This window comes from Streptomyces sp. F63, from assembly GCF_018070345.1.
In the GTDB taxonomy this organism is placed as follows: Bacteria; Actinomycetota; Actinomycetes; order Streptomycetales; family Streptomycetaceae; genus Streptomyces.
In genome coordinates, this window is record NZ_JAGPXX010000003.1 from 266,140 (window position 1) to 285,851 (window position 19,712).

Sequence of the window (19,712 nt, forward strand, 5' to 3'; positions counted from 1 at the left end):
GGCTCACTTGCCGCCGTTGACGGTCGCCTCGTCCACCGCGCCGTTGGTGACTTCCCACTTCTCCAGGACCTTCTGGTACTCGCCGTTCTTGATGACGGCGTCGACGGCGGCCTTGATCGCGTCGCGCAGCTCGGTGTTCTTCTTGTTCACGGCGATGCCGTACGGGGCGGCGTCGATCTGCTCGCCGACGACCTCGAAGTCCTTGCCGCCGCCGGAGGTCTTGGCGTTGTACGCGGCCACCGGGAAGTCGTTGATGTCCGCGACGGCGCGGCCCTGCTTGACCTGGAGCAGCGCCTCGGTGTCCTTCTCGAAGGGAAGGATCTTGATCGGCTTGTCGCACTTCTTGCTCTGCGCCTTGGCCAGGTCCTCGTTGGCGGTGCCGCGCTGGAGGGCCACGGTCTCGCCGCAGAGGTCGTCCAGGGACTTGATGCCCTCCGGGTTGCCCTTCTTGACGAGGATGGAGGAGCCGGCCCGGAAGTAGTCGACGAAGTCGGCGCCGTCGCCGACCTTCTTGTCGCCGTCCTTGCCCTCCTGGCGCTCCTTGTTGTCCGTCATCGCCGACATGATGATGTCGTGGCGGCCCGAGTTGAGGCCGGTGATCAGGCCGTCGAAGGTGCCGTTCTCGAACTTGAACTCGACGCCGAGCTGCTTGCCGAGCGCCTCGGCGAGGTCCGGGTCGATCCCCGCGACCTGGTCCTTGTCGTCGTAGAACTCGACCGGCGCGTAGGCGATGTCCGAGCCGACCTTGATGACGCCCTTGTCCTGGATCTCCTTGGGGAGCTTGTCGAAGAGCGGGGCGTCGGATCCCTTGGCCTTCTTGTCGCCGCCGTCCGCGCCGTCGGTCTGGTCGCCGCAGGCGGTGAGCAGCAGGGCGCCCGCGACCGCTATCGCGCCGACGGCTGCTGTCCGTGACCTGCGGGCGGCCGAGCGGCGGGTGAGGGAAGCGGTCATGGTGGGATCCTCCTGCGCGTGAGGGATGGAACTGCGGCCGGACACACTCCTGCGAGCGGTGCGACCCTGGCTGATTAGGGCATCTTGCCATCCGGACGGAGCCGCACAGTCAGCGGTCGTGTCAAAATCGGATAACGGGCAATCCCCTTTGCGTACGGAGCGAACACGGCCGAACACGCCGCCGTCGTGCGCCGAACGAGACCGGCATCACGGTTTCCCACCCCTGGCCGGTAAAAGCGCTGGTGAACGGCTTGATCCGGGCTTGACGACGCATCGCGCCGAGCCCAGATGCAAGGGAAGTCACTCGTATGAGCAACCGCTCGTCCGGTAGAAAAGACCCTTACACCCCTCACCCGGGGCTCAGGGCGCGTGTGCGGCGCGCCCGGTGTCCGTAACTCCCCCCGCGCGCGGCTGCGGCCGCGGGACGGCCAACCGCCGTCCGGGGCCGCGGACACGGTGCCCGCTCGCGCCTCAACCCGGCGCGGCAACCCTCAACACTTTTCAGAATGAAGGGGTCAGAACAGTGGCAGCGGAGATCGTGAATCCTCGCAGCGACAGCGACAGCGACAGCGACACGGAGGGCGAAGAGCCCTTCGATCCGGCCTTCGCCCTGCACCGCGGCGGCAAGATGGCCGTGCAGGCGACCGTGCCCGTGCGCGACCGGGACGATCTGTCCCTCGCCTACACGCCCGGCGTCGCCAAGGTGTGCAGCGCCATCGCCGAGCAGCCGGAGCTGGTGTACGACTACACCTGGAAGTCGCAGGTCGTGGCGGTCGTCACCGACGGCAGCGCGGTTCTCGGACTCGGTGACATCGGCCCGGAGGCGTCGCTGCCCGTGATGGAGGGCAAGGCGATCCTCTTCAAGCAGTTCGGCGGCGTGGACGCGGTGCCCATCGCCCTGGACTGCCGGGACGTGGACGAGCTCGTCGACACCGTCGCCCGGATGGCCCCCTCCTTCGGCGGGATCAACCTGGAGGACATCTCCGCACCCCGCTGCTTCGAGGTGGAGCGCAGGCTCCAGGAGCGCCTCGACATCCCCGTCTTCCACGACGACCAGCACGGCACGGCCATCGTCACCCTCGCCGCCCTGCGCAACGCCGCGCGGCTCACCGGCCGGTCGCTCGGCGAGCTGCGGGCGGTCATCTCCGGCGCCGGCGCCGCGGGTGTCGCCATCGCGAAGATCCTCATCGAGGCGGGGATCGGCGATGTGGCGGTCTGCGACCGCAAGGGCATCGTGTCGGCGGACCGGGACGACCTGACCGACGTCAAGCGGGACGTGGCCGGCTTCACCAACAAGGCCGGGCTGAGCGGTTCGCTGGGGTCCGCGCTCGACGGCGCGGACGTCTTCATCGGGGTCTCCGGCGGCACCGTGGCGGAGACGGCGGTCTCCAAGATGGCCGCGAACGCCATGATCTTCGCCATGGCCAACCCGGACCCGGAGATCCACCCGGACGTCGCGCACAAGTACGCGGCCGTGGTGGCCACCGGGCGCTCCGACTACCCGAACCAGATCAACAACGTGCTGGCCTTCCCCGGGATCTTCTCCGGCGCCCTCCAGGTGCGGGCCACGCGGATCACCGAGGGCATGAAGCTCGCGGCGGCCGAGGCGCTGGCCTCGGTGGTCGCGGACGAGCTCAGCGCCGACTGCGTGATCCCCTCGCCGTTCGACGAGCGGGTCGCCCCCGCGGTGACGGCGGCGGTGGCCGCGGCGGCGCGGGCCGAGGGCGTCGCCCGGCGCTGAGCCCCGTCCGGGGCCGGCCGGCTCTCCCGGCCGCTGCCCCGGCCCCGGTCCGCCGGGGCGTGCCGTGCCGTGCGCCCGGACCTCTGTGCCGTGGTGCCGCCTCGGGGGTGGTGCCACGACACCGGTGGGTCCGCGGACGTTCTCCACGGGGCCGGCCTCTCCGTGCCGCGCGCGGCCGCGCGTACGGCCCTGCCGCCGATGCCCCTCTTCTGCCCGTCCGTCCCCTTGCGCAGGGGGCGCGGGGGCAACGGGGAGGCGCCGGGCCCGGGAGCCGGGGGGCCGGGGGTCCTCGGCGCGGGGTGGCGGGGAGGCCCGGGGGCCGACGGGCCCGCGGGGAAGGGCCGCCGCTCGGGGGCACGCGGCGCGCGTCACACCCGTGCGTGGTTCCGTGGGCTCGTCCCGGCGATCTAGGGTCGGATCATGTTCGCCGCCTACGCAGCTCGTATCGACCGTGACCAGCCGCTCAACGGACTGGAAGTGGGTGAGCGCCCCGCGCCCACGGCCCGTTCCGGATGGACGACCGTCAACGTGAGGGCCGCCTCGCTCAACCACCACGACCTGTGGTCCCTGCGCGGTGTCGGCCTCGGTGAGGAAGCGCTCCCCATGATCCTCGGCTGTGACGCGGCCGGGACCGACGAGGACGGCAACGAGGTGGTGATCCACTCCGTGATCGGCCAGAGCGGCCACGGGGTGGGCCCCAAGGAGCCGCGCTCCATCCTCACCGAGCGCTACCAGGGCACCTTCGCCGAGCAGGTCACCGTTCCCGCCTGGAACGTGCTGCCCAAGCCGAAGGAGCTCAGCTTCGAGGAGGCGGCCTGTCTGCCGACCGCCTGGCTGACCGCGTACCGGATGCTCTTCACCAACGCCGGTGTCCGCCCCGGTGACTCCGTCCTCGTGCAGGGCGCGGGCGGCGGTGTGGCCACGGCCGCGATCGTCCTCGGCCGGGCGGCCGGGCTGCGGGTGTACGCCACCAGCCGGGACGAGGCCAAGCGGCGGCGGGCTGTGGAGCTGGGCGCCCACGAGGCGTACGAGCCCGGCGCGCGGCTGCCGGAGCGGGTGGATGCGGTGATGGAGACGGTGGGCGCCGCCACCTGGTCGCACTCCGTCAAGTCGCTGAAGCCGGGCGGCACTCTGGTGATCTCCGGCGCGACCAGCGGGCCGAACCCGAAGAGCGCCGAGCTGAACCGGATCTTCTTCCTGGAGCTCAAGGTCGTCGGCTCCACGATGGGCAGCAAGGACGAGCTGGAGGACCTGCTCGCCTTCTGCGCCGGCGCGGGCGTGCGGCCCGTGATCGACTCCGTGCTGCCGCTGGACCGGGCGCGGGAGGGCTTCGAGAAGATGGCGGGCGGCGACCTCTTCGGCAAGATCGTGCTCACCGTGTGACACCCGCGCGGGTGCCGTCCCGGCTCCCCGGAGCAGGTGGCCCGCTCCCGCACCGGGCCGCGGGTGTCCCGCTCCCGCACCGGGCCGGCCCCGTCCGCTGTTCTTCGCACCGGCGGGGCCGCCGGGGCCGGTCCGCGGGCGGCGTTCAGGGGCCGGGACGCAGGACGACCCCGATGCGGGCGGCCGCCGTGGAGAGGTGGCGGCGGGCCTCCCGGAGCTGTTCCTCCGTCACGCCGTGGTCGCGGGCCGCGTCGCGGATGTCGTCGCGGAAGCGGTCCAGCAGCCGCTCCAGGTCGCGCACGGGGTCCCCGGAGGGCTCCGGGGTTTCCCGTGCCCACTCGGGCTCCGGCGGGGCGGCGCCGGGCGCGGTGCCGGTACGGGTGTCCGTGGCCGCGCCGCCGTCCGTGAACGCCCCCCGCTCCGTTCCGGGGTCCGTTCCGGCGCCGTGGCCCGTGCCGCTGTCCGCGTCCGTCCCCGCGTCCGTCCCCGCGTCCGTCCCCGCGTCCGTCCCGGCCTCCGTGCCGGTGTCGGCGCGGCCGCCGGGGCCGCCCGAGAAGCGGTTGACCTCGCGGGTGATCTCCGCGAAGCCCTCCCGCACCGCGCGCTGCCAGTCGCCGGTGCGGATGTGCTCCTGCGTCTGGTCCTGGAGGCGGCGGGCGAGCCGCTGGATCTCCTCCACGACGGCGTCCTGGGCGTCCCGGGCCGGTCCGCCGGCCCGCCGGGCCCGCTGCCCGGCGCGGCGGCTCTCCTGGGCGGCGCGGTGCGCCTGCCGTTCCTTGGCACGGCGGGTTTCCTCCTGCGCCCGTCGCCGGGCGCCCCCGTCGCCGGGGCCGCCGGGCTCCGCGGGGCCGCTGCCGTACTCGCCGCGGTGCGCGCGGGGGGTGCCGGAGGTGCGGGCCGTGCGGGCCCGCTCGGCCGCCGCGCGCATCTCCCGGCGCAGCTCACTGGCCGAGCCCCGGACGTCCTCGCGGATCTCGGCGGCCAGGACCGCCACGGACTCCCGGATCTCGCGCTCCAGATCCGCCAACTCGGCCTGGCGCGCGATGAGTTCGTCCCGTCCGGCCTCGGTGAGGGTGTAGACCTTGCGGCCGCCCTCGGTGGCGTGGCTGACGAGGCCCTCGCTCTCCAGCTTGGCGAGGCGCGGGTAGACCGTGCCGGCGGACGGTGCGTAGAGGCCCTGGAAGCGCTCCTCCAGGAGCCGGATCACCTCGTAGCCGTGGCGCGGTGCCTCGTCCAGCAGCTTGAGCAGGTAGAGGCGGAGCCGGCCGTGGGCGAAGACGGGGGGCATGTCAGAGCACCTTCTTGTCGTCCGCGGTGTGCGCGGTCTGCGCGGTGTTCGTGCCGTCCGTGCCGTCCGGACCGGGTCCGGTCCCCGGCGCGTCCGAGGGCGCGCCGGCGGCGTTCCCCGGGCCGCCGCGGGGGCCGGCTCCCGGGTCCCGGCGGGGCGGTCGCACCCCGGCCGGGACGGGCTCCTCGTCCGCTCCGGGCGGGCGGCGGAGCAGTGCTATGGCGCCGGAGACGCTGGTGGCCTTGAGCCTGCCGCCCCCGTCGCCGAGCCGGCCTCTGATCTTCTTGGCGCCCCAGTGGTCGGCGATGTCGAGACCGTCGAAGGCGCAGGAGACGGCTCCGCTCGCGGTGTGCGCGTCGATCCTGGTGTCGGCACCGCGCGGGAGCCGGACGGCGACCTCGCCGGAGATGGTGCTCAGCCGGACGTCGGTGTCCCGGCTCGCGGTGGCGAGGTCGATGACCATGGTGCCGCTGACCGTGTCGGCGCGTACGGAGCGGCCGGAGCCCTCGATGACGGTGAGGTCACCGGAGACCGAGTTGAAGCGCAGGTCACCGGTGACGGCCTGCGCTTCGACCCGGCCGGAGACGGTCTCGGCGCGGACCGGGCCGCTCAGCCCGGCGAGGGTGCTGTCCCCGGAGACGCCCCGGAGGTCCGTACCGCCGGAGACCCCGGAGACGACGGTGCCGGCGCCGACCGTCCCGACCTTGACCCGGGTGCCGGCCGGGACGGTCACCGAGACGGTGGCCTGCCGGTTCCGGCCCTTGCGGTCGAGCCACTGGAGGAAGCCCTGCCAGGGCAGGTCGTCGTAGGCGATGGTCAGGGTGGAGTCCTCGTGGACGACGGTGAGCGGCGGCCCGTGCAGCTCGTCGATGTGGAGCCGGGCGGGGCCGGAGCCGTCCGTGCCGACGATGTTGACGTTGCCGCCGACCACGCGGACATGGACGGCGGTGACGGGTGCGTCGAGGACGAACTTGCGCGCCTCGGTGACGGACCACTGGGACCGGGCTGGCATGGGCCTGACCTGACCTTCCTCCGGGCGGACGGCAGCACGCAACATATCGCGTCTACGAAGACACGATATATCGTGGATGGGGGAAGTCAACAGGCGTAGCCGGCCGGGGCGGTCGCGGTGCCGCGTGCGCGGGCCCGGGTGCGGGTGCGGGTGCGGCTACTCGTCGTCCTCGTCGTCGAGGCGGGCCAGCCAGGTGGCCAGGCGGTCCACCGGCACCTCGAAGTCCGGGTTGAGGTCGACGAACTCACGGAGCCGCTCGGCCACCCAGGACAGCGGGACCTCCTCCTCGCCGCGCCGGTTCTCCAGCTCCTCGATACCGCGGTCGGTGAAATACAACGTGCGCTCCGCCAGGACGATCGGTGGGAATGGGGCGGGGCCAGGATATTCCTGCCCGGACGGGCGCCCTCCGGGGCCCTGCCGCTCCCGGGGCGGGGGCCGTGACGGGCCGGGGCTGTGACGCGGGGCGCCGCCGGAGAGGCCCCGTCCGGGTGCGGGCCCGAGCCCGGGCGCCGCCCCGGCCCGCCGGCCGGCTTGCGCAGCCGCGGGTGGTCGTGGAGGCGCCGCCGGCCGGCAGGGGCGCACGGGCCGGTACGGAGAAGGGCCGGTACGGAGAAGGGCCGGTGCGGAGAAGGGCCGGTGCGGAGAAGGGCCGGGCCCCCGCCGCGAGGGCGGGGGCCCGGCCCGTGCGCCGTGCCCGGTCGTCCCGGCGCGGTACGAGGCCCCGGGACGCGCGCGGTCAGGCGTCGAACACCTCGTTGACGAGCTGCTGCTGCTCCGCCTGGTGGCGCTTGGCCGAGCCGACCGCCGGGGAGGAGGAGTGCGGCCGGGAGACCCGGCGCAGCCGCTCGGCGGGCGGGAGACCCGCACCGACCGAGAGGTCCAGGTGGTCGATCAGGTTGAGCGCGATGAAGGGCCACGCGCCCTGGTTCGCCGGCTCCTCCTGCGCCCAGATGTACTTCTCGGTGCCGGTGTAGCGGGAGAGCTCCGCCTGGAGCTCCTTGCCGGGCAGCGGGTACAGCCGCTCCAGCCGGACCAGGGCGGTGTCGTGGGCACCGCGCTTCTCCCGCTCGGCCAGCAGGTCGTAGTAGACCTTGCCCGAGCAGAAGACGACCTTGCGGACGGCCGCCGGGTCCACCGTGTCGTCGCCGATCACCGGTCGGAAGCCGCCGGTGGTGAACTCCTCCGTCTTCGACGCGGCCGCCTTGAGCCGGAGCATCGACTTCGGGGTGAAGACGATCAGCGGCTTGTGGTGCGGGTTGTGCACCTGCCAGCGCAGCAGGTGGAAGTAGTTCGACGGCAGGGTGGGCATGGCGACCGTCATGCTGTTCTGCGCGCAGAGCTGGAGGAAGCGCTCGATCCGGGCCGAGGAGTGGTCCGGGCCCTGGCCCTCGTAGCCGTGCGGCAGCAGCAGGGTGACGCCGGAGGTCTGGCCCCACTTCTGCTCCGCCGAGGAGATGAACTCGTCGACGATGGTCTGCGCGCCGTTGACGAAGTCGCCGAACTGCGCCTCCCACATCACCAGGGCGTTCGGGCGGGCCAGCGAGTAGCCGTACTCGAAGCCCATCGCCGCGTACTCGCTGAGCAGCGAGTCGTAGACGTTGAAGCGGGCCTGGTCCTCCGACAGGTAGAGCAGCGGGGTGTAGTCGTCGCCGGTCTCGCGGTCGACGAGGACCGCGTGCCGCTGGCCGAAGGTGCCGCGGCGGGAGTCCTGGCCCGCGAGGCGGACCGGGGTGCCCTCCATCAGCAGCGAGCCGATGGCGAGGGTCTCGCCCATGCCCCAGTCGATCGTGCCGTCCTCGACCTGCGTCGCGCGGCGCTGGAGCTGCGGGAGCAGCCGGGGGTGGACGGTGATCCGGTCGGGGATGTTGGTCTGCGACTCGGCGATGCGCTTGACCACCTCGCGCGAGATGGCGGTGTCGACCTTCACCGGGAACTCCGACTGCGGCTCCGGGACCTCGGGGGCCATCGGCGCCGCGGTGGCGTCGCGGACCTCGGTGAAGACCTTCTCCAGCTGGCCCTGGTAGTCCTGGAGGGCCTGCTCGGCCTCCTCGACGGTGATGTCGCCCCGGCCGATCAGCGACTCGGTGTAGAGCTTGCGCACCGAGCGCTTCTTGTCGATCAGGTCGTACATCAGCGGCTGGGTGAAGCCCGGGTTGTCGGACTCGTTGTGGCCCCGGCGCCGGTAGCAGATCAGGTCGATGACGACGTCCTTGTTGAACGCCTGGCGGAACTCGAAGGCGAGCCGCGCCACCCGGACCACGGCCTCCGGGTCGTCACCGTTCACATGGAAGATCGGCGCCTCGATCATGCGGGCCACGTCGGTGGCGTACATGGAGGAGCGGGCCGACTCCGGCGCGGCGGTGAAGCCGACCTGGTTGTTGATGACGACGTGGATGGTGCCGCCGGTGCGGTAGCCGCGGAGCTGCGACATGTTGAGCGTCTCCGCCACCACGCCCTGGCCCGCGAAGGCCGCGTCGCCGTGCAGTTGGACGGGGAGGACGGTGAAGTCCGTGCCGCCCTTGCCGATGATGTCCTGCTTGGCGCGGGCGACGCCCTCGACGACCGGGTCGACGGCCTCCAGGTGGGAGGGGTTGGCGGTGAGCGAGACCGTGATCTGCTCGCCGTCCAGGCCGGTGAAGGTGCCCTCGGCGCCCAGGTGGTACTTCACGTCACCGGAGCCGTGCATCGACTTCGGGTCGAGGTTGCCCTCGAACTCCCGGAAGATCTGCGCGTAGGACTTGCCGACGATGTTGGCCAGGACGTTCAGCCGGCCGCGGTGGGCCATGCCGATGACGACCTCGTCCAGCCGCGACTCGGCGGCCGAGTCGAGGACCGCGTCCAGCAGCGGGATGACGGACTCGCCGCCCTCCAGCGAGAAGCGCTTCTGGCCGACGTACTTGGTCTGCAGGAACGTCTCGAACGCCTCGGCGGCGTTGAGCCGGCGCAGGATGCGCAGCTGCTCCTCGCGCTCCGGGTGGGCCTGGCCGCGCTCCACGCGGTCCTGGATCCACTTGCGCTCCTTCGGGTCCTGGATGTGCATGAACTCGATGCCGGTGGTGCGGCAGTACGAGTCCCGGAGCACGCCCAGGATGTCGCGGAGCTTCATCATCGAGCGGCCCGCGAAGCCGCCGACGGCGAACTCGCGCTCCAGGTCCCACAGGGTGAGGCCGTGCTCGATGATGTCGAGGTCGGGGTGCTTGCGCTGCTGGTACTCCAGCGGGTCGGTGTCGGCCATGACGTGGCCGCGGACCCGGTAGGCGTGGATCAGGTCGAAGACCCGGGCGGCCTTGGTGACGTCGTCGTCGTGGGAGACGTCGATGTCGCGGAGCCAGCGGACCGGCTCGTAGGGGATGCGCAGCGACTTGAAGACCTCGTCGTAGAAGTCGTTCTCGCCGAGCAGCAGCTGGCTCATGATCCGCAGGAACTCGCCGGAGGCGGCGCCCTGGATCACGCGGTGGTCATAGGTGCTCGTGAGCGTCATGACCTTGGAGATGCCGAGCTTGTTCAGGGTGTCCTGCGAGGTGCCCTGGAACTCCGCCGGGTACTCCATGGCGCCCACGCCGAGGATCAGGCCCTGCCCGGGCATCAGGCGCGGCACGGAGTGCACGGTGCCGATGCCGCCGGGGTTGGTGAGGGAGGCGGTGACCCCGGTGAAGTCCTCCATCGTCAGCTTGTTCGCGCGGGCGCGGCGGACGATGTCCTCGTACGCCTGCCAGAACTCGAAGAAGCTGAGCGTCTCGGCCTTCTTGATCGCCGCGACGACGAGCTGGCGGTCGCCGTTCGGCTTCACCAGGTCGATGGCCAGGCCCAGGTTGACGTGGTCCGGCTTGACCAGCGTCGGCTTGCCGTCCTTCTCGGTGAACGAGTGGTTCATCGAGGGCATGGCCTTGAGCGCCTGCACCATGGCGTAGCCGATGAGGTGCGTGAAGGAGACCTTCCCGCCCCGGGCGCGCTTCAGGTGGTTGTTGATGACGATGCGGTTGTCGAACAGCAGCTTCACCGGGACCGCGCGGACGGAGGTGGCCGTCGGCAGTTCCAGCGAGGCGTTCATGTTCTTCGCCACGGCGGCCGACGGGCCGCGCAGCGTGACGTACTCCGGCCCCTCGGCGGGCGCCGCGGCGGGCTCGGCCGCGGCCTTGGCCGGCGCCTTCCGCCCGGGCGCCGCGGCGGGCTTGGCGGCCGGGCGGGCCGGGGCCTTCGCCGCGGGGGCCGGGGCCGGCTTCGGCTCGGCGGGCTTCGCGGCCGGCTCCGGCCGGGCGGCGGGCGCGGCGGCCTGTGCGGGTGCCGGTGCGGACGGAGACGGGGTGGCCGCCTTTCCGTTCGGCGCGGGGGCGGCCTGGTCCGGGGCGGCTGCTGCCGACCCGGTGTCCGCACCCGGCTTGTAGTCGGCGAAGAAGTCCCACCAGGCTCGGTCGACCGAGTTCGGGTCCTGGAGGTACTGCTGGTAGATCTCGTCGACGAGCCACTCGTTGGGACCGAAGGCGGCTGCGGGGTTGTTACCCCGTCCGTCCTGGTCGGTCGAGACGCTCGAAGTGTTGGGGGACTGTGGCGACACGGCGGCTACCGCCCTCTTCCGCTTCCTAAGGTGGTGGACAGCGGAAATAAAGGCTACGCCTCTTACCGCGTCCGGTGCAGGCCGGGCTGGTCAGTCGTCGCGCAAGTCACACTGGCCGACTGGTTTCGGGGCAGCGCGCGGCGGGAAAATCCCGGAGTTTCGGCTCCGCGCCGGATACCGGGGATCACCGCCGGGCGGCGACGGCCTCCGGCTGCCGCAACCCTCCGGTGGCGCACCGCGGGCGGGGATGCCGGGGCCTCCCCTCCGAACGGGCGCTTCCGCTTTCGCACCCTACGTCAACCCTGCGCTTGGCGGCTGCCCGGCAGAGTGACCTTTATGCGGCAGCCGCGGGACGACTCGGCCACACCGATCGAGCCGCCGTGGAGATCCACCGCCCAGCGGGCGATGGCCAGCCCGAGACCCGTGCCGCCGTCACTGCCGGGACCGTGCGGAGTGGAGACGCGGCCGCGGTTGAAGCGCTCGAAGATCCGGGCCCGCTCCGGCTCCGGGATGCCCGGCCCCTCGTCCAGCACCTCCAGCACCACGCTCCCCGGCCCCTCGCCGCGCCGCGCGTACAGCGTCACCCGGCCCTGCGGGGGGCTGTGCTTGACCGCGTTGTCGACGAGGTTCGCCACCACCTGGTGCAGCCGCTCGGCGTCCGCGTAGGCGGTCAGCTCCGGCGGTGAGACGTCCAGATGGAGATGGACGTCCGCCCGGCCCGGCACACCCGTGGTGGCGGCCCGGCCGCGCGCCGCGTTGGTCATGCCGGCCTCCTTGATGATCCCGGAGAGATACGGCCAGACCTCGAAGCGCCGGGCGTGCAGCGGGACCACACCGTTGTCGATGCGCGACAGGTCGAGCAGCGTCTCCACCAGCCGGCCGAGCCGCTCGGTCTGCCCGAGGGCCATCCGCATGGTCTCCGGATCGGCCTCCGAGACGCCGTCCACCACGTTCTCCAGCACCGCCCGCAGGCCCGCGATGGGCGTGCGCAGCTCGTGCGAGACGTTCGCCACGAGCTCCTTGCGGTGCCGGTCCACGGCCTCCAGGTCGGCCGCCATGTGGTTGAACGTCCGCGCCAGCTCACCGAGTTCGTCGCGGCGGTGCTCGCGGACCCGGCGGCTGTAGTCGCCGTTGGCCATGGCGCGGGCGACGGTTTTCATCTCGTCCAGCGGGGCGGTCAGCCCGTGCGCCACGAACTGGGTGATCAGCATGGTGGCGATGATCGAGAAGATGGTGACGATGCGCAGCTCGGTGGCCGTGTTGAGGGCCATCACCACCAGCAGTGTGGTGATCGTCACCGAGCCAATGACCAGCGCGCCGAGCGCCGCCTTCACCGAACGGTACGGGTCCAGCGGCCGCAGGCTCTCCCAGAAGCGCGCCCACAGGCCCGGCTTCGCCGGCTCGGCGGGGCGGTGGTTCACGGAGCGGGGGCGGCCGGGGTCTCGAGCGCGTAGCCGACGCCGTGGACCGTACGGATGCGCTCCGCGCCGATCTTGCGGCGCAGGGCCTTGATGTGGCTGTCCACGGTGCGCGTGCCGGAGGCGTCCGCCCAGTCCCACACCTCGGCCAGCAGCTGCTCCCGGGAGAGCACCGCGCGGGGGGTGGCGGCCAGGCACACCAGCAGGTCGAACTCCGTCGGGGTGAGGTGGACGTCCTCGCCGTGCACCCGCACCCGCCGCTGCGCGTTGTCGATCTCCAGCTCGCCGAGGCGCAGGATGCCGCTGCGCGGCGTGTGCGCGGCGAGCGCCGCCCGTTCCACGCGGCGCAGCAGGACGTGTACCCGGGCCGCCAGCTCGCGCATCGAGAAGGGCTTGGTCATGTAGTCGTCGGCGCCGACACCGAGGCCCACGAGCATGTCGGTCTCGTCGTCGCGCGCGGTCAGCATCAGCACCGGGACCGGGCGCTGGGCCTGGACCCGGCGGCAGACCTCCAGCCCGTCGAAGCCGGGCAGCATGACGTCGAGGACGAGCAGGTCGGGCTGCCACGTCTGCGCGGTCTCGACGGCGGACGGGCCGTCGTGGGCGGTCTGCACCTGGAAGCCCTCGGCGCGCAGCCGCACGGAGATCGCGTCCAATATGGTCGTGTCGTCCTCGACGACGAGGACGCGGCGCTGATTGCCGGTGGTGGCGCCCGCGGTGCCGCCCGCGCCGTTCTGTGTCTGATCCATGTCGGTCTGCCCCTGCTGTCCCCGTGCCTGGTGCCCCGTGTCTGCCGCGGCGCGTGCTGGCTAGCAGCGTAAAGGCAGGGCGAGGGGCGCGGCTACGCAGGACCGATGGCGAGGTGCACGGCGTCCGGTACGCCCCGGGCAACGGGGATTTCTTCCGTCCGTACCTGCACGAACCCGGCGTTCCACAAGGCTTGTTCGAAAGCGGCGGAGGGCTGGGCGGACCAGACGGCGAGCACGCCGCCGGGGGCCAGCCGGCGGCGGCAGGCGGCCAGGCCCTCGGGGGTGTAGAGGCGGTCGTTGTCCTCGGTGACGGTCCAGCCGGGCCCGTTGTCGATGTCCAGGCAGAGCGCGTCGTAGGTCTCCCCGCGCGGTGCGGTCCGCAGGAGGCGGACGAGATCGGCGTGGACGATCTCCGTCCGCGGGTCGGCGAGCGCCGGGCCGGACACCGCCGCCAGCGGGCCGGAGCGGTGCCAGTCGATCACCGCCTCCTCCCGCTCCACGACGGCGATCCGCCCCCAGCGCGGCTCGGCGGCGGCCCGCGCCAGGGAGAAGCCGACCCCGAGACCGCCGATCAGCACCGACGGGCGGGGCCGGTCCGCGGGGAGCGCCGCCAGGACCGCGTCGACGAGCAGGCGTTCGGAGCGGCCGTCGGAGGTGTCCATGAGGAAGCAGCCGTTGGCGATGATCTCGTACCGCTCACCGCGCCGCCGCAGTACGACCTCGCCGTACGGGCCGCTCCGCCGGTCGACGACCACGGGCTCCCCGGCCGGGTCACCGGCCCCGTATCCCGCGTTTCCCGCGCCGGGCCCCGGGTGCGGGGAGACGGCCGGAGAGGGGCCCGACGGGGACGGGACGGAGGGGGACGACGGGGACGGCACGGGCTGCATGGGCGGACGGGTCCTTCTCGGAGCGCCCCGGGCCGGGGGCCGGGGCCGCGGGCGGGCGGCGGGTGGCGCTCCCCGCGCGGCGCGCCGGGCGGGCCGGCGGGAGGCGCCGCCCAGGGTAGTGACCACGCCGGCCGGCCCGCCCGGGTTTTCCCCTGGCCGCTACGGGCGGGTGACGCGGTCCGGGTCGCAGGCCCGGGCGGCGGCGAACCAGTCGGCGAACCAGGCCGCGCGCTCCGCGCGGCTCATGGTGTCCAGGGCCTTCACCACGGGGGTGTCGAGCAGGCGGTCGTCCATGGCGCCGGGCCACTGGCCGTGCGCCCACAGCAGCACCTCGTGGGACCACTCGGGGCGGATGCGCTCGCTCCGGCAGTCCCAGGCGAGCAGGGACTGGAGGACGGCGTCGCGCTGGAAGTAGTCGAGCCGCCGGTCGCTTCCGAGGTCGCCGCGGTGGACGATGCGGACCTCCACGGCGTCCGGACCGGCGGCGGAACGGCCGCCCGGCGCTGGCGCTCTCTCCTCGAACCGTGCGGGCGCGCCCGGCGCCCCCGCGGTCAGGCCGTACGCCCAGCGGACGGGGTCGGCCACCCGCTCGCGCATGCCCTCGTGCGCCCGGCGCATACAGATCTGCGGGCGCTCCCCCTCGCAGACGAACTCGGCGGCGGCCCGGTCGTACACCCACACCGCGCCGGGCTGCTGGACCAGGGGCACCGCCCCGGCGACCGCCACCGCCAGCGGCAGCGCCGCCAGCCACTTTCGGCGGGCCCCGGCGGCCAGCAGCATGGCCGCCGCCAGCCCGGCGAACCAGGCCGTGTGCGCGGCGCTCGCCCACAGGGCCGGTTCCGACCCCTCCCGGATGTCGAACGCGGCGGGGATCAGCTGTGCGAGGCCACTGCTCGCCGGTACGTTCCACAGGACCAGGGCGGCGTAGCCGGAAAGAGCGGCCAGCGGCGCCACGGGCCACCACGGGACGTACCGGCCGAGGAGATGCCCGCCCGCGGCGAAGGCTGCCACCGCGGCCAGGTCCACGAGCACGGGGCCGAGCAGCGGATGCCCGTACGCGGAGGCGTTCGGCCAGGTGAGCGCGGTCAGGACCGCCCAGGTGACGAGATAGGCGGCCACGGCCGCCAGCCACACCGGGAACAGGCCGGCGGTCAGCCGGTGCAGCGTCGGCCGGGGTGTCGCGCGGGCCCACTCGGCCGTGTGCCGGCGCCGCTCACGTCCGGCCTCCCAGCAGGCGGCGCCCGCCACCAGGGGGCCCAGCAGAATCTGCAGCGCGTGTGCGTGCTGGGCCATGGCAGGCCAGTCCGCCTGGTACGGGTCGCGTCCGCCGAACACGGCGATGAGCAGGGTCGCGAGGCAGATGGCGAAGGTCCACGGCGCGGTGCCGCGCAGGCTCTCGATGCGGAGGACGGCGAGCGCGGGGGAGGTCCGCACGGGGCCGCCGCCCGGCTTCGCGGGGGCCGCCGTCTCCGGGGCGCCGTCCGTCATGAGGGGTGTGGGAGTCATCGGAGCGCCGCCTTCCGCGTGGCCCGCGCGTCGTGGGTGTCCGTACCGCGCCCGCGCTCGCGCCGGTGGCGCCGCAGTGCGCTGGTGTAGCCGCGTTCCAGTGGGTTGTCGCCGGGCGCGTCGGCGTCCGTCTCCGCGCACGCGGCCAGCTCGTCCGGCGTGCCCCGGAACGCGACGCGGCCGGACTCCAGCAGCGTCACGTCCGCGCAGGCCGAGCCGACGTCCTCGACGAGATGTGTGGAGACCAGCACGGTTGTGTCACGGCCCAGTTCGCGCAGGAGGCCCCGGAACTCCACCCGGCGCTCCGGGTCCAGACCGGCCGTCGGTTCGTCGAGAAGCAGCAGTTCCGGTCCGCCGAGGACGGCCTGGGCGATGCCGACCCGGCGGACCGCGCCGCCGGAGAGGGTGCCCAGTCGCCGGTCGAGGGAGGGCCCGAGCCCGACGCGTTCGGCCGCCTGTTCGACCGCGGCGGGCGCCTTCCCGCCGGGCAGCTCCTTCAGCCAGGCGAAGTAGCCCAGCGTGTCGCGCACCGTGAAGGACGGGTAGTAGCCGAACTCCTGTGGCAGGTAGCCCAGTCGGCGGCGGATCTCCGTCCGTTCGCGGTGTGTCCCCGGGGCGAGGCCCAGCAGGCGGACTTCCCCGGCGGCCGGGCGGGCGACGGTGGCGAGCACCCGCAGCAGCGAGGTCTTGCCCGCCCCGTTCGGTCCGAGCAGGCCGTGCACGCCCGTGCCGAGATCGAGGTCCACCCCGTCCAGGGCGGTCATGCGGCGGTGGCGGACGGTCAGGCCCCGGACGGTCAGGCCCCGGTCGGGGTTACGGGGCTCCGGGGCGGGTTCCCGGTCGGCCGGGCCCCGCCCCGTCGGGTCGGGCACCGGGGCGGATGAGGGGTTCACCAGACTTCTCCCAGGAGGCCCCGTCCTTCAGGGCGGGGAGGAATGGGTCCTTGGCGCGGAGGCGCGGAGCGCCGGAGTTCGCTGCGCATCTGTTCTGACCTGCGCTCTCTTCCGTTGTCAGTGGGGGGTGTTAGGTTGCGGATCATGACGACGACACCGATAGCCGCGCAGGGGGCCGGTCATGCCCGGTACACCTTCCGGCTCCGTGTGTCGTCCGGCGTGCTCGCCCAGCTCGAAGACGAGTGGGCGCGCTGCCGCTGGGTGTGGAACGAGTGCGTGGCGATGTCGCGCAGGGTCCACAAGCACAACAAAGCGACTGGCGAGAACGCGACGTGTGGTCCGGCGCAGCTCGACAAGATGCTGACCGATGCCCGCCAGTCGATGACCTGGCTGCGCGAAGGTGCCTCGGTTCCGCAGCAGCAGACCATCCGGGACTTCGCCAAGTCCCGCGCCAAGGCCCTCAGGGACATCAAGGCGAAGCTTGCGATGCGGCAGCGGGCAGGGATGCCCCGCATCAAGCGGAAGCGCGAGGCCGCGCCGTCGCTGAACTACACGACCCGTGGTTTCCGGATCCGCGACGGGCGGCTGCACCTGGCCGGCGGGATTGTGCTGACGGTGGTGTGGTCGCGGGAGCTGCCCAAGCCGCCGTCCTCGGTGCGCGTGTACCGGGACAGTCTCGGACACTGGTACGCCGGCTTCGTCGTGGCCACGGTGACCGAGCCGCTGCCGGAGACCGGCGCGGTCATCGGCATCGACTGGGGCGTGAAGGAGACCGCGACCACGACCTCCGATGCCCACGACCTGCCGCACGCCCAGCACGGCAAGACGGCCGCCCAGAAGCTCGCGCACTATCAGCGGATGATGGCCCGGCGCCGCACTCCGAAGAACCGGCCTGACACCAAGGGCTACAAGAAGGCGCGCCGGGCGGCGGCGAAGGTGTCGAAGAAGATCACACGGCAGCGGACCGACACCGGCCGCAAGTGGGCCAAATCCGTCGTCCGTGACTTCGACGTCCTGGCGGTGGAGGACTTCCGGCCGAAGTTCCTCGCCAAGTCCACCATGGCCCGCAAGGCGGCCGACGCCGCCATCGGCGCCACCAAGACCGCACTGGTCGAGATGGCCCGCAAGCACGGCCGCGCCCTGCACCTGGTCAACCCCGCGCACACCACGATGGACTGCGCGCACTGCGGGGCGAGAGCCAAGCACCGCATCCCCCTCTCCGAAAGAACGTATACGTGCACCGCGTGCGGAACCGTCTCGCCCAGGGACAAGAACTCCGCCCGCGTGATGCTCGTCCGGGCTGGTCTCAACCCGGCTAGTGCTGATCTTGTAAGCCCTGCCCGTCGCTGACGGTCAGGCGAAGTGAGCTAGGAATCCCCCTCGTTTACGAGGGGGAGAAGTCAAAGTCGCTCCAGACGGTCGAAGGAGGTGCGGCGCAGGACGAGGAGCCCGCCGCACAGGACGGCGGTGCCCGCCCAGGCGCCCTGTGCCGGCGTGCCCGAGAGGGCGCCGAGGGACGCGGTCAGCAGTGCGGCCGGGTCGGCCGGGCCGGCCGGGCCCGCCCCGCCGGCGTCGGCCGCGGCGCCGGTGGCGGCGAGGAGCAGCAGCCAGCCGGTGCCGGTGCCGGCGGCGGCGCGCAGGCAGCCCACGCCGGAGGCGGCCAGCAGGGTCAGCAGGGTGAGCGCGAGCCCGGGGAGCAGCCAGGCGTGGGCGCCCGGTCCGCCGTCCGGCGCGGGCATCAGCAGCCCGGCGGCGGTGAGCAGGGGCACGCACACCGCCAGCACCCAGCCGGTGCGCACCAGCAGCAGCCGTATCCCGGCTGCGGGGGTCGCGGCGACGGCCTCGTACAGCGGATCGGAGTGGCGGCCGTACGACGCGGCGACCCCGGCGACCGGCAGCAGGGGCGCGACCGCCAGCAGCAGCGGCCGGGCGGCCGCGGTGCCGGACGCGCGTGCCAGCAGCACGGCGGCGGCCGTGACCAGGACCAGCGACAGCAGCCAGGAGCGTCCGAGGGCGGGCCCCGCGGACCGGGCCGACCACGCGAGCCGGGCGGCGAGCGACGGGCCCCGTCGGGGCGGGCCTCCGTCGCGGACCGGGGGCCGCGGCCGGAACAGGCGGTGCCGGGCCGGCGGACGGGGGTGAGACGGCCGCGACGGCCGTACCGGACCGGTCCGCTCCTCCCGGCCCGGTCGCCCGTGCCGGTCCGCCCCGGAACCGGCCGCCCCGGAACCGGCCGCCCCGGGACCGGCCGCCCCGGGACCGGCCGTGGCGGCAGCGGCCCGCGGGATCGCGGGTCCGGGAGCCGCCGGGCCCGGCAGCGGTCCGTCCGGCCCCCCGGTCGGACGGACCACTGCCGCACCCCCCGGTGCGGGGGCGTGGCGGCGGGCGGCCCGTGCCTGCGGGCCGGGCGAGTCCACGGCGGACGTGCCCCCGGCCGTCGCCGGGGCAGGGCCCCCGGCTTCCTCCGGCGCGGCGGCGAGGACCTCCGCCAGCACCTCCGCCCGCACCTCCCGGAGCACCGGGCCGGCGGAGCCCGAGCGGGCCGCCGCGGAGACCAGTCGCGCGCAGGGGACGCAGCTCTCCACATGCGATTCCAGCGCCCACGCCTGCGGCTCGGGCAGCGTTCCGTCGGCGTACGCGGACGCGCGGCCCGGTGTCACATGCCTGCCCGCGTCGCGGCTCATACGGCACCTCCTACGGAATCGGGGGAGTGGACGCCGAGCCGGGAGAGGGTCTTCCGCAGTTCGCGGCGCGCGCGCAGGGCCCGGGTCTTGACGGTGCCCTCCGGGATGCCGAGCAGGCCGGCCGCCTGGCGCGTGGACAGCCCGTCCACCACGGTGGCGCGGAGGACGGCCCGCAGTTCGGGGGAGAGCCCGTCGAAGGCGGTGCCCAGGTCCCCGAACTCCAACCCGGACAGCACCCGTTCCTCGGCCGAGGGCGCGACGGCGCGGGCGTCGCCGCACTCCTGCCGCGCGTGCGCCTCCTGGACCTCGGCGGTGCGCGCCTGCGCGCGCCGGGCGTCCACCAGCCGGCGGGCGGCGATCACCCAGAGCCAGCCGCCGGCCTCCCCGCCCCGGTGGGCGGCGGCGGACCGCCAGACGGTGACGAAGGTGTCCTGCAGGACTTCGCGGACGGTCTCGGGGTCGGCGCAGCGCCGCGCCAGCCGGGTGTGCAGCCAGCCGGCGTGGCGGTCGTACAGCTCGGCGAGTGCCTGGGCGTCTCCGGCCGAGACCGCGCGCAGCAGTTCGGCGTCGCTCGGGTCGGTCCCCACGGGGCGGAACGGTCTCACACCACCTCTATCGCCCCCGCGTGCGCTTCCGGTTCACGGG

General features: G+C 73.6%; 15 protein-coding genes. 3 read left to right on the forward strand and 12 right to left on the reverse strand.

The window, feature by feature from the left end; translation table 11 throughout:
- Nucleotides 1-3: 3 nt before the first annotated feature.
- Nucleotides 4-951, reverse strand: a complete 948-nt coding sequence (locus KBZ10_RS05240; RefSeq protein ID WP_210986289.1) for an ABC transporter substrate-binding protein — start codon at nt 949-951, stop codon at nt 4-6.
- A gap of 523 nt (nt 952-1,474) precedes the next feature.
- Between KBZ10_RS05240 and KBZ10_RS05245 the strand changes: the two genes are divergently transcribed.
- Complete coding sequence (locus tag KBZ10_RS05245; RefSeq protein ID WP_210986290.1) at nt 1,475-2,692, forward strand: NADP-dependent malic enzyme; 1,218 nt, start codon at nt 1,475-1,477, stop codon at nt 2,690-2,692.
- Nucleotides 2,693-3,112: 420 nt separating this feature from the next.
- Complete coding sequence (locus KBZ10_RS05250; protein WP_210986291.1) at nt 3,113-4,075, forward strand: zinc-binding dehydrogenase; 963 nt, start codon at nt 3,113-3,115, stop codon at nt 4,073-4,075.
- Between the two features lie 145 nt (nt 4,076-4,220).
- Here KBZ10_RS05250 and KBZ10_RS05255 read toward each other — a convergent pair whose 3' ends face one another.
- The 9 genes from KBZ10_RS05255 to KBZ10_RS05295 all read right to left on the reverse strand — a co-directional run bounded on the left by KBZ10_RS05255 (nt 4,221) and on the right by KBZ10_RS05295 (nt 16,254).
- Nucleotides 4,221-5,363, reverse strand: coding sequence for a PadR family transcriptional regulator (locus tag KBZ10_RS05255; protein ID WP_210986292.1), 1,143 nt, complete (start codon nt 5,361-5,363; stop codon nt 4,221-4,223).
- Nucleotide 5,364: 1 nt separating this feature from the next.
- Entirely contained in the window at nt 5,365-6,375 is a 1,011-nt protein-coding gene (locus tag KBZ10_RS05260) for a DUF4097 family beta strand repeat-containing protein (RefSeq protein ID WP_210986293.1), read from the reverse strand.
- Nucleotides 6,376-6,531: 156 nt separating this feature from the next.
- Nucleotides 6,532-6,711, reverse strand: a complete 180-nt coding sequence (locus tag KBZ10_RS05265) for a DUF6104 family protein (protein WP_019710098.1) — start codon at nt 6,709-6,711, stop codon at nt 6,532-6,534.
- A gap of 400 nt (nt 6,712-7,111) precedes the next feature.
- Nucleotides 7,112-10,930, reverse strand: a complete 3,819-nt coding sequence (locus tag KBZ10_RS05270) for a multifunctional oxoglutarate decarboxylase/oxoglutarate dehydrogenase thiamine pyrophosphate-binding subunit/dihydrolipoyllysine-residue succinyltransferase subunit (RefSeq protein ID WP_210986294.1) — start codon at nt 10,928-10,930, stop codon at nt 7,112-7,114.
- Nucleotides 10,931-11,226: 296 nt separating this feature from the next.
- Complete coding sequence (locus KBZ10_RS05275) at nt 11,227-12,351, reverse strand: ATP-binding protein (protein WP_210986295.1); 1,125 nt, start codon at nt 12,349-12,351, stop codon at nt 11,227-11,229.
- Nucleotides 12,348-13,097: a response regulator transcription factor gene (locus KBZ10_RS05280; RefSeq protein WP_210986296.1), complete on the reverse strand. Its 750-nt coding sequence runs from the start codon at nt 13,095-13,097 to the stop codon at nt 12,348-12,350. The genes KBZ10_RS05275 and KBZ10_RS05280 overlap by 4 nt, the downstream gene beginning before the upstream one ends.
- A gap of 92 nt (nt 13,098-13,189) precedes the next feature.
- Nucleotides 13,190-13,984 carry a spermidine synthase gene (locus KBZ10_RS05285; RefSeq protein ID WP_247701824.1) on the reverse strand — a complete coding sequence of 265 codons (795 nt, stop codon included), beginning with the start codon at nt 13,982-13,984 and terminating at the stop codon, nt 13,190-13,192.
- 159 nt (nt 13,985-14,143) lie between these two features.
- Nucleotides 14,144-15,490 (reverse strand): hypothetical protein, encoded by a 1,347-nt coding sequence (locus tag KBZ10_RS05290; protein ID WP_210986298.1) that lies wholly within the window; start codon nt 15,488-15,490, stop codon nt 14,144-14,146.
- Entirely contained in the window at nt 15,487-16,254 is a 768-nt protein-coding gene (locus KBZ10_RS05295; RefSeq protein WP_210986443.1) for an ATP-binding cassette domain-containing protein, read from the reverse strand. Before KBZ10_RS05295 ends, KBZ10_RS05290 begins: the two co-directional genes overlap by 4 nt.
- Nucleotides 16,255-16,527: 273 nt before the next feature.
- Here KBZ10_RS05295 and KBZ10_RS05300 point away from each other — a divergent pair, with 273 nt between their 5' ends.
- Nucleotides 16,528-17,733 carry an RNA-guided endonuclease TnpB family protein gene (locus KBZ10_RS05300; RefSeq protein ID WP_210986299.1) on the forward strand — a complete coding sequence of 402 codons (1,206 nt, stop codon included), beginning with the start codon at nt 16,528-16,530 and terminating at the stop codon, nt 17,731-17,733.
- 50 nt (nt 17,734-17,783) lie between these two features.
- Here the strand turns inward: KBZ10_RS05300 and KBZ10_RS05305 are convergent, their stop codons facing one another.
- On the reverse strand, nt 17,784-19,067 hold the full coding sequence (locus tag KBZ10_RS05305; RefSeq protein ID WP_210986300.1) for a zf-HC2 domain-containing protein: 1,284 nt from the start codon (nt 19,065-19,067) through the stop codon (nt 17,784-17,786).
- Entirely contained in the window at nt 19,064-19,672 is a 609-nt protein-coding gene (locus KBZ10_RS05310) for an RNA polymerase sigma factor (protein ID WP_210986301.1), read from the reverse strand. Before KBZ10_RS05310 ends, KBZ10_RS05305 begins: the two co-directional genes overlap by 4 nt.
- Nucleotides 19,673-19,712: the final 40 nt, after the last annotated feature.

Coding starts and splice junctions, on each gene's coding strand:
- KBZ10_RS05240 (WP_210986289.1), bottom strand. CDS start 951: ATGACCGCTTCCCTCACCCGCCGCTCGGCCGCCCGCAGGTCACGGACA.
- KBZ10_RS05250 (WP_210986291.1), top strand. CDS start 3,113: ATGTTCGCCGCCTACGCAGCTCGTATCGACCGTGACCAGCCGCTCAAC.
- KBZ10_RS05255 (WP_210986292.1), bottom strand. CDS start 5,363: ATGCCCCCCGTCTTCGCCCACGGCCGGCTCCGCCTCTACCTGCTCAAG.
- KBZ10_RS05260 (WP_210986293.1), bottom strand. CDS start 6,375: ATGCCAGCCCGGTCCCAGTGGTCCGTCACCGAGGCGCGCAAGTTCGTC.
- KBZ10_RS05280 (WP_210986296.1), bottom strand. CDS start 13,097: ATGGATCAGACACAGAACGGCGCGGGCGGCACCGCGGGCGCCACCACC.
- KBZ10_RS05285 (WP_247701824.1), bottom strand. CDS start 13,984: ATGCAGCCCGTGCCGTCCCCGTCGTCCCCCTCCGTCCCGTCCCCGTCG.
- KBZ10_RS05290 (WP_210986298.1), bottom strand. CDS start 15,490: ATGACTCCCACACCCCTCATGACGGACGGCGCCCCGGAGACGGCGGCC.
- KBZ10_RS05295 (WP_210986443.1), bottom strand. CDS start 16,254: ATGACCGCCCTGGACGGGGTGGACCTCGATCTCGGCACGGGCGTGCAC.
- KBZ10_RS05300 (WP_210986299.1), top strand. CDS start 16,528: ATGACGACGACACCGATAGCCGCGCAGGGGGCCGGTCATGCCCGGTAC.
- KBZ10_RS05305 (WP_210986300.1), bottom strand. CDS start 19,067: ATGAGCCGCGACGCGGGCAGGCATGTGACACCGGGCCGCGCGTCCGCG.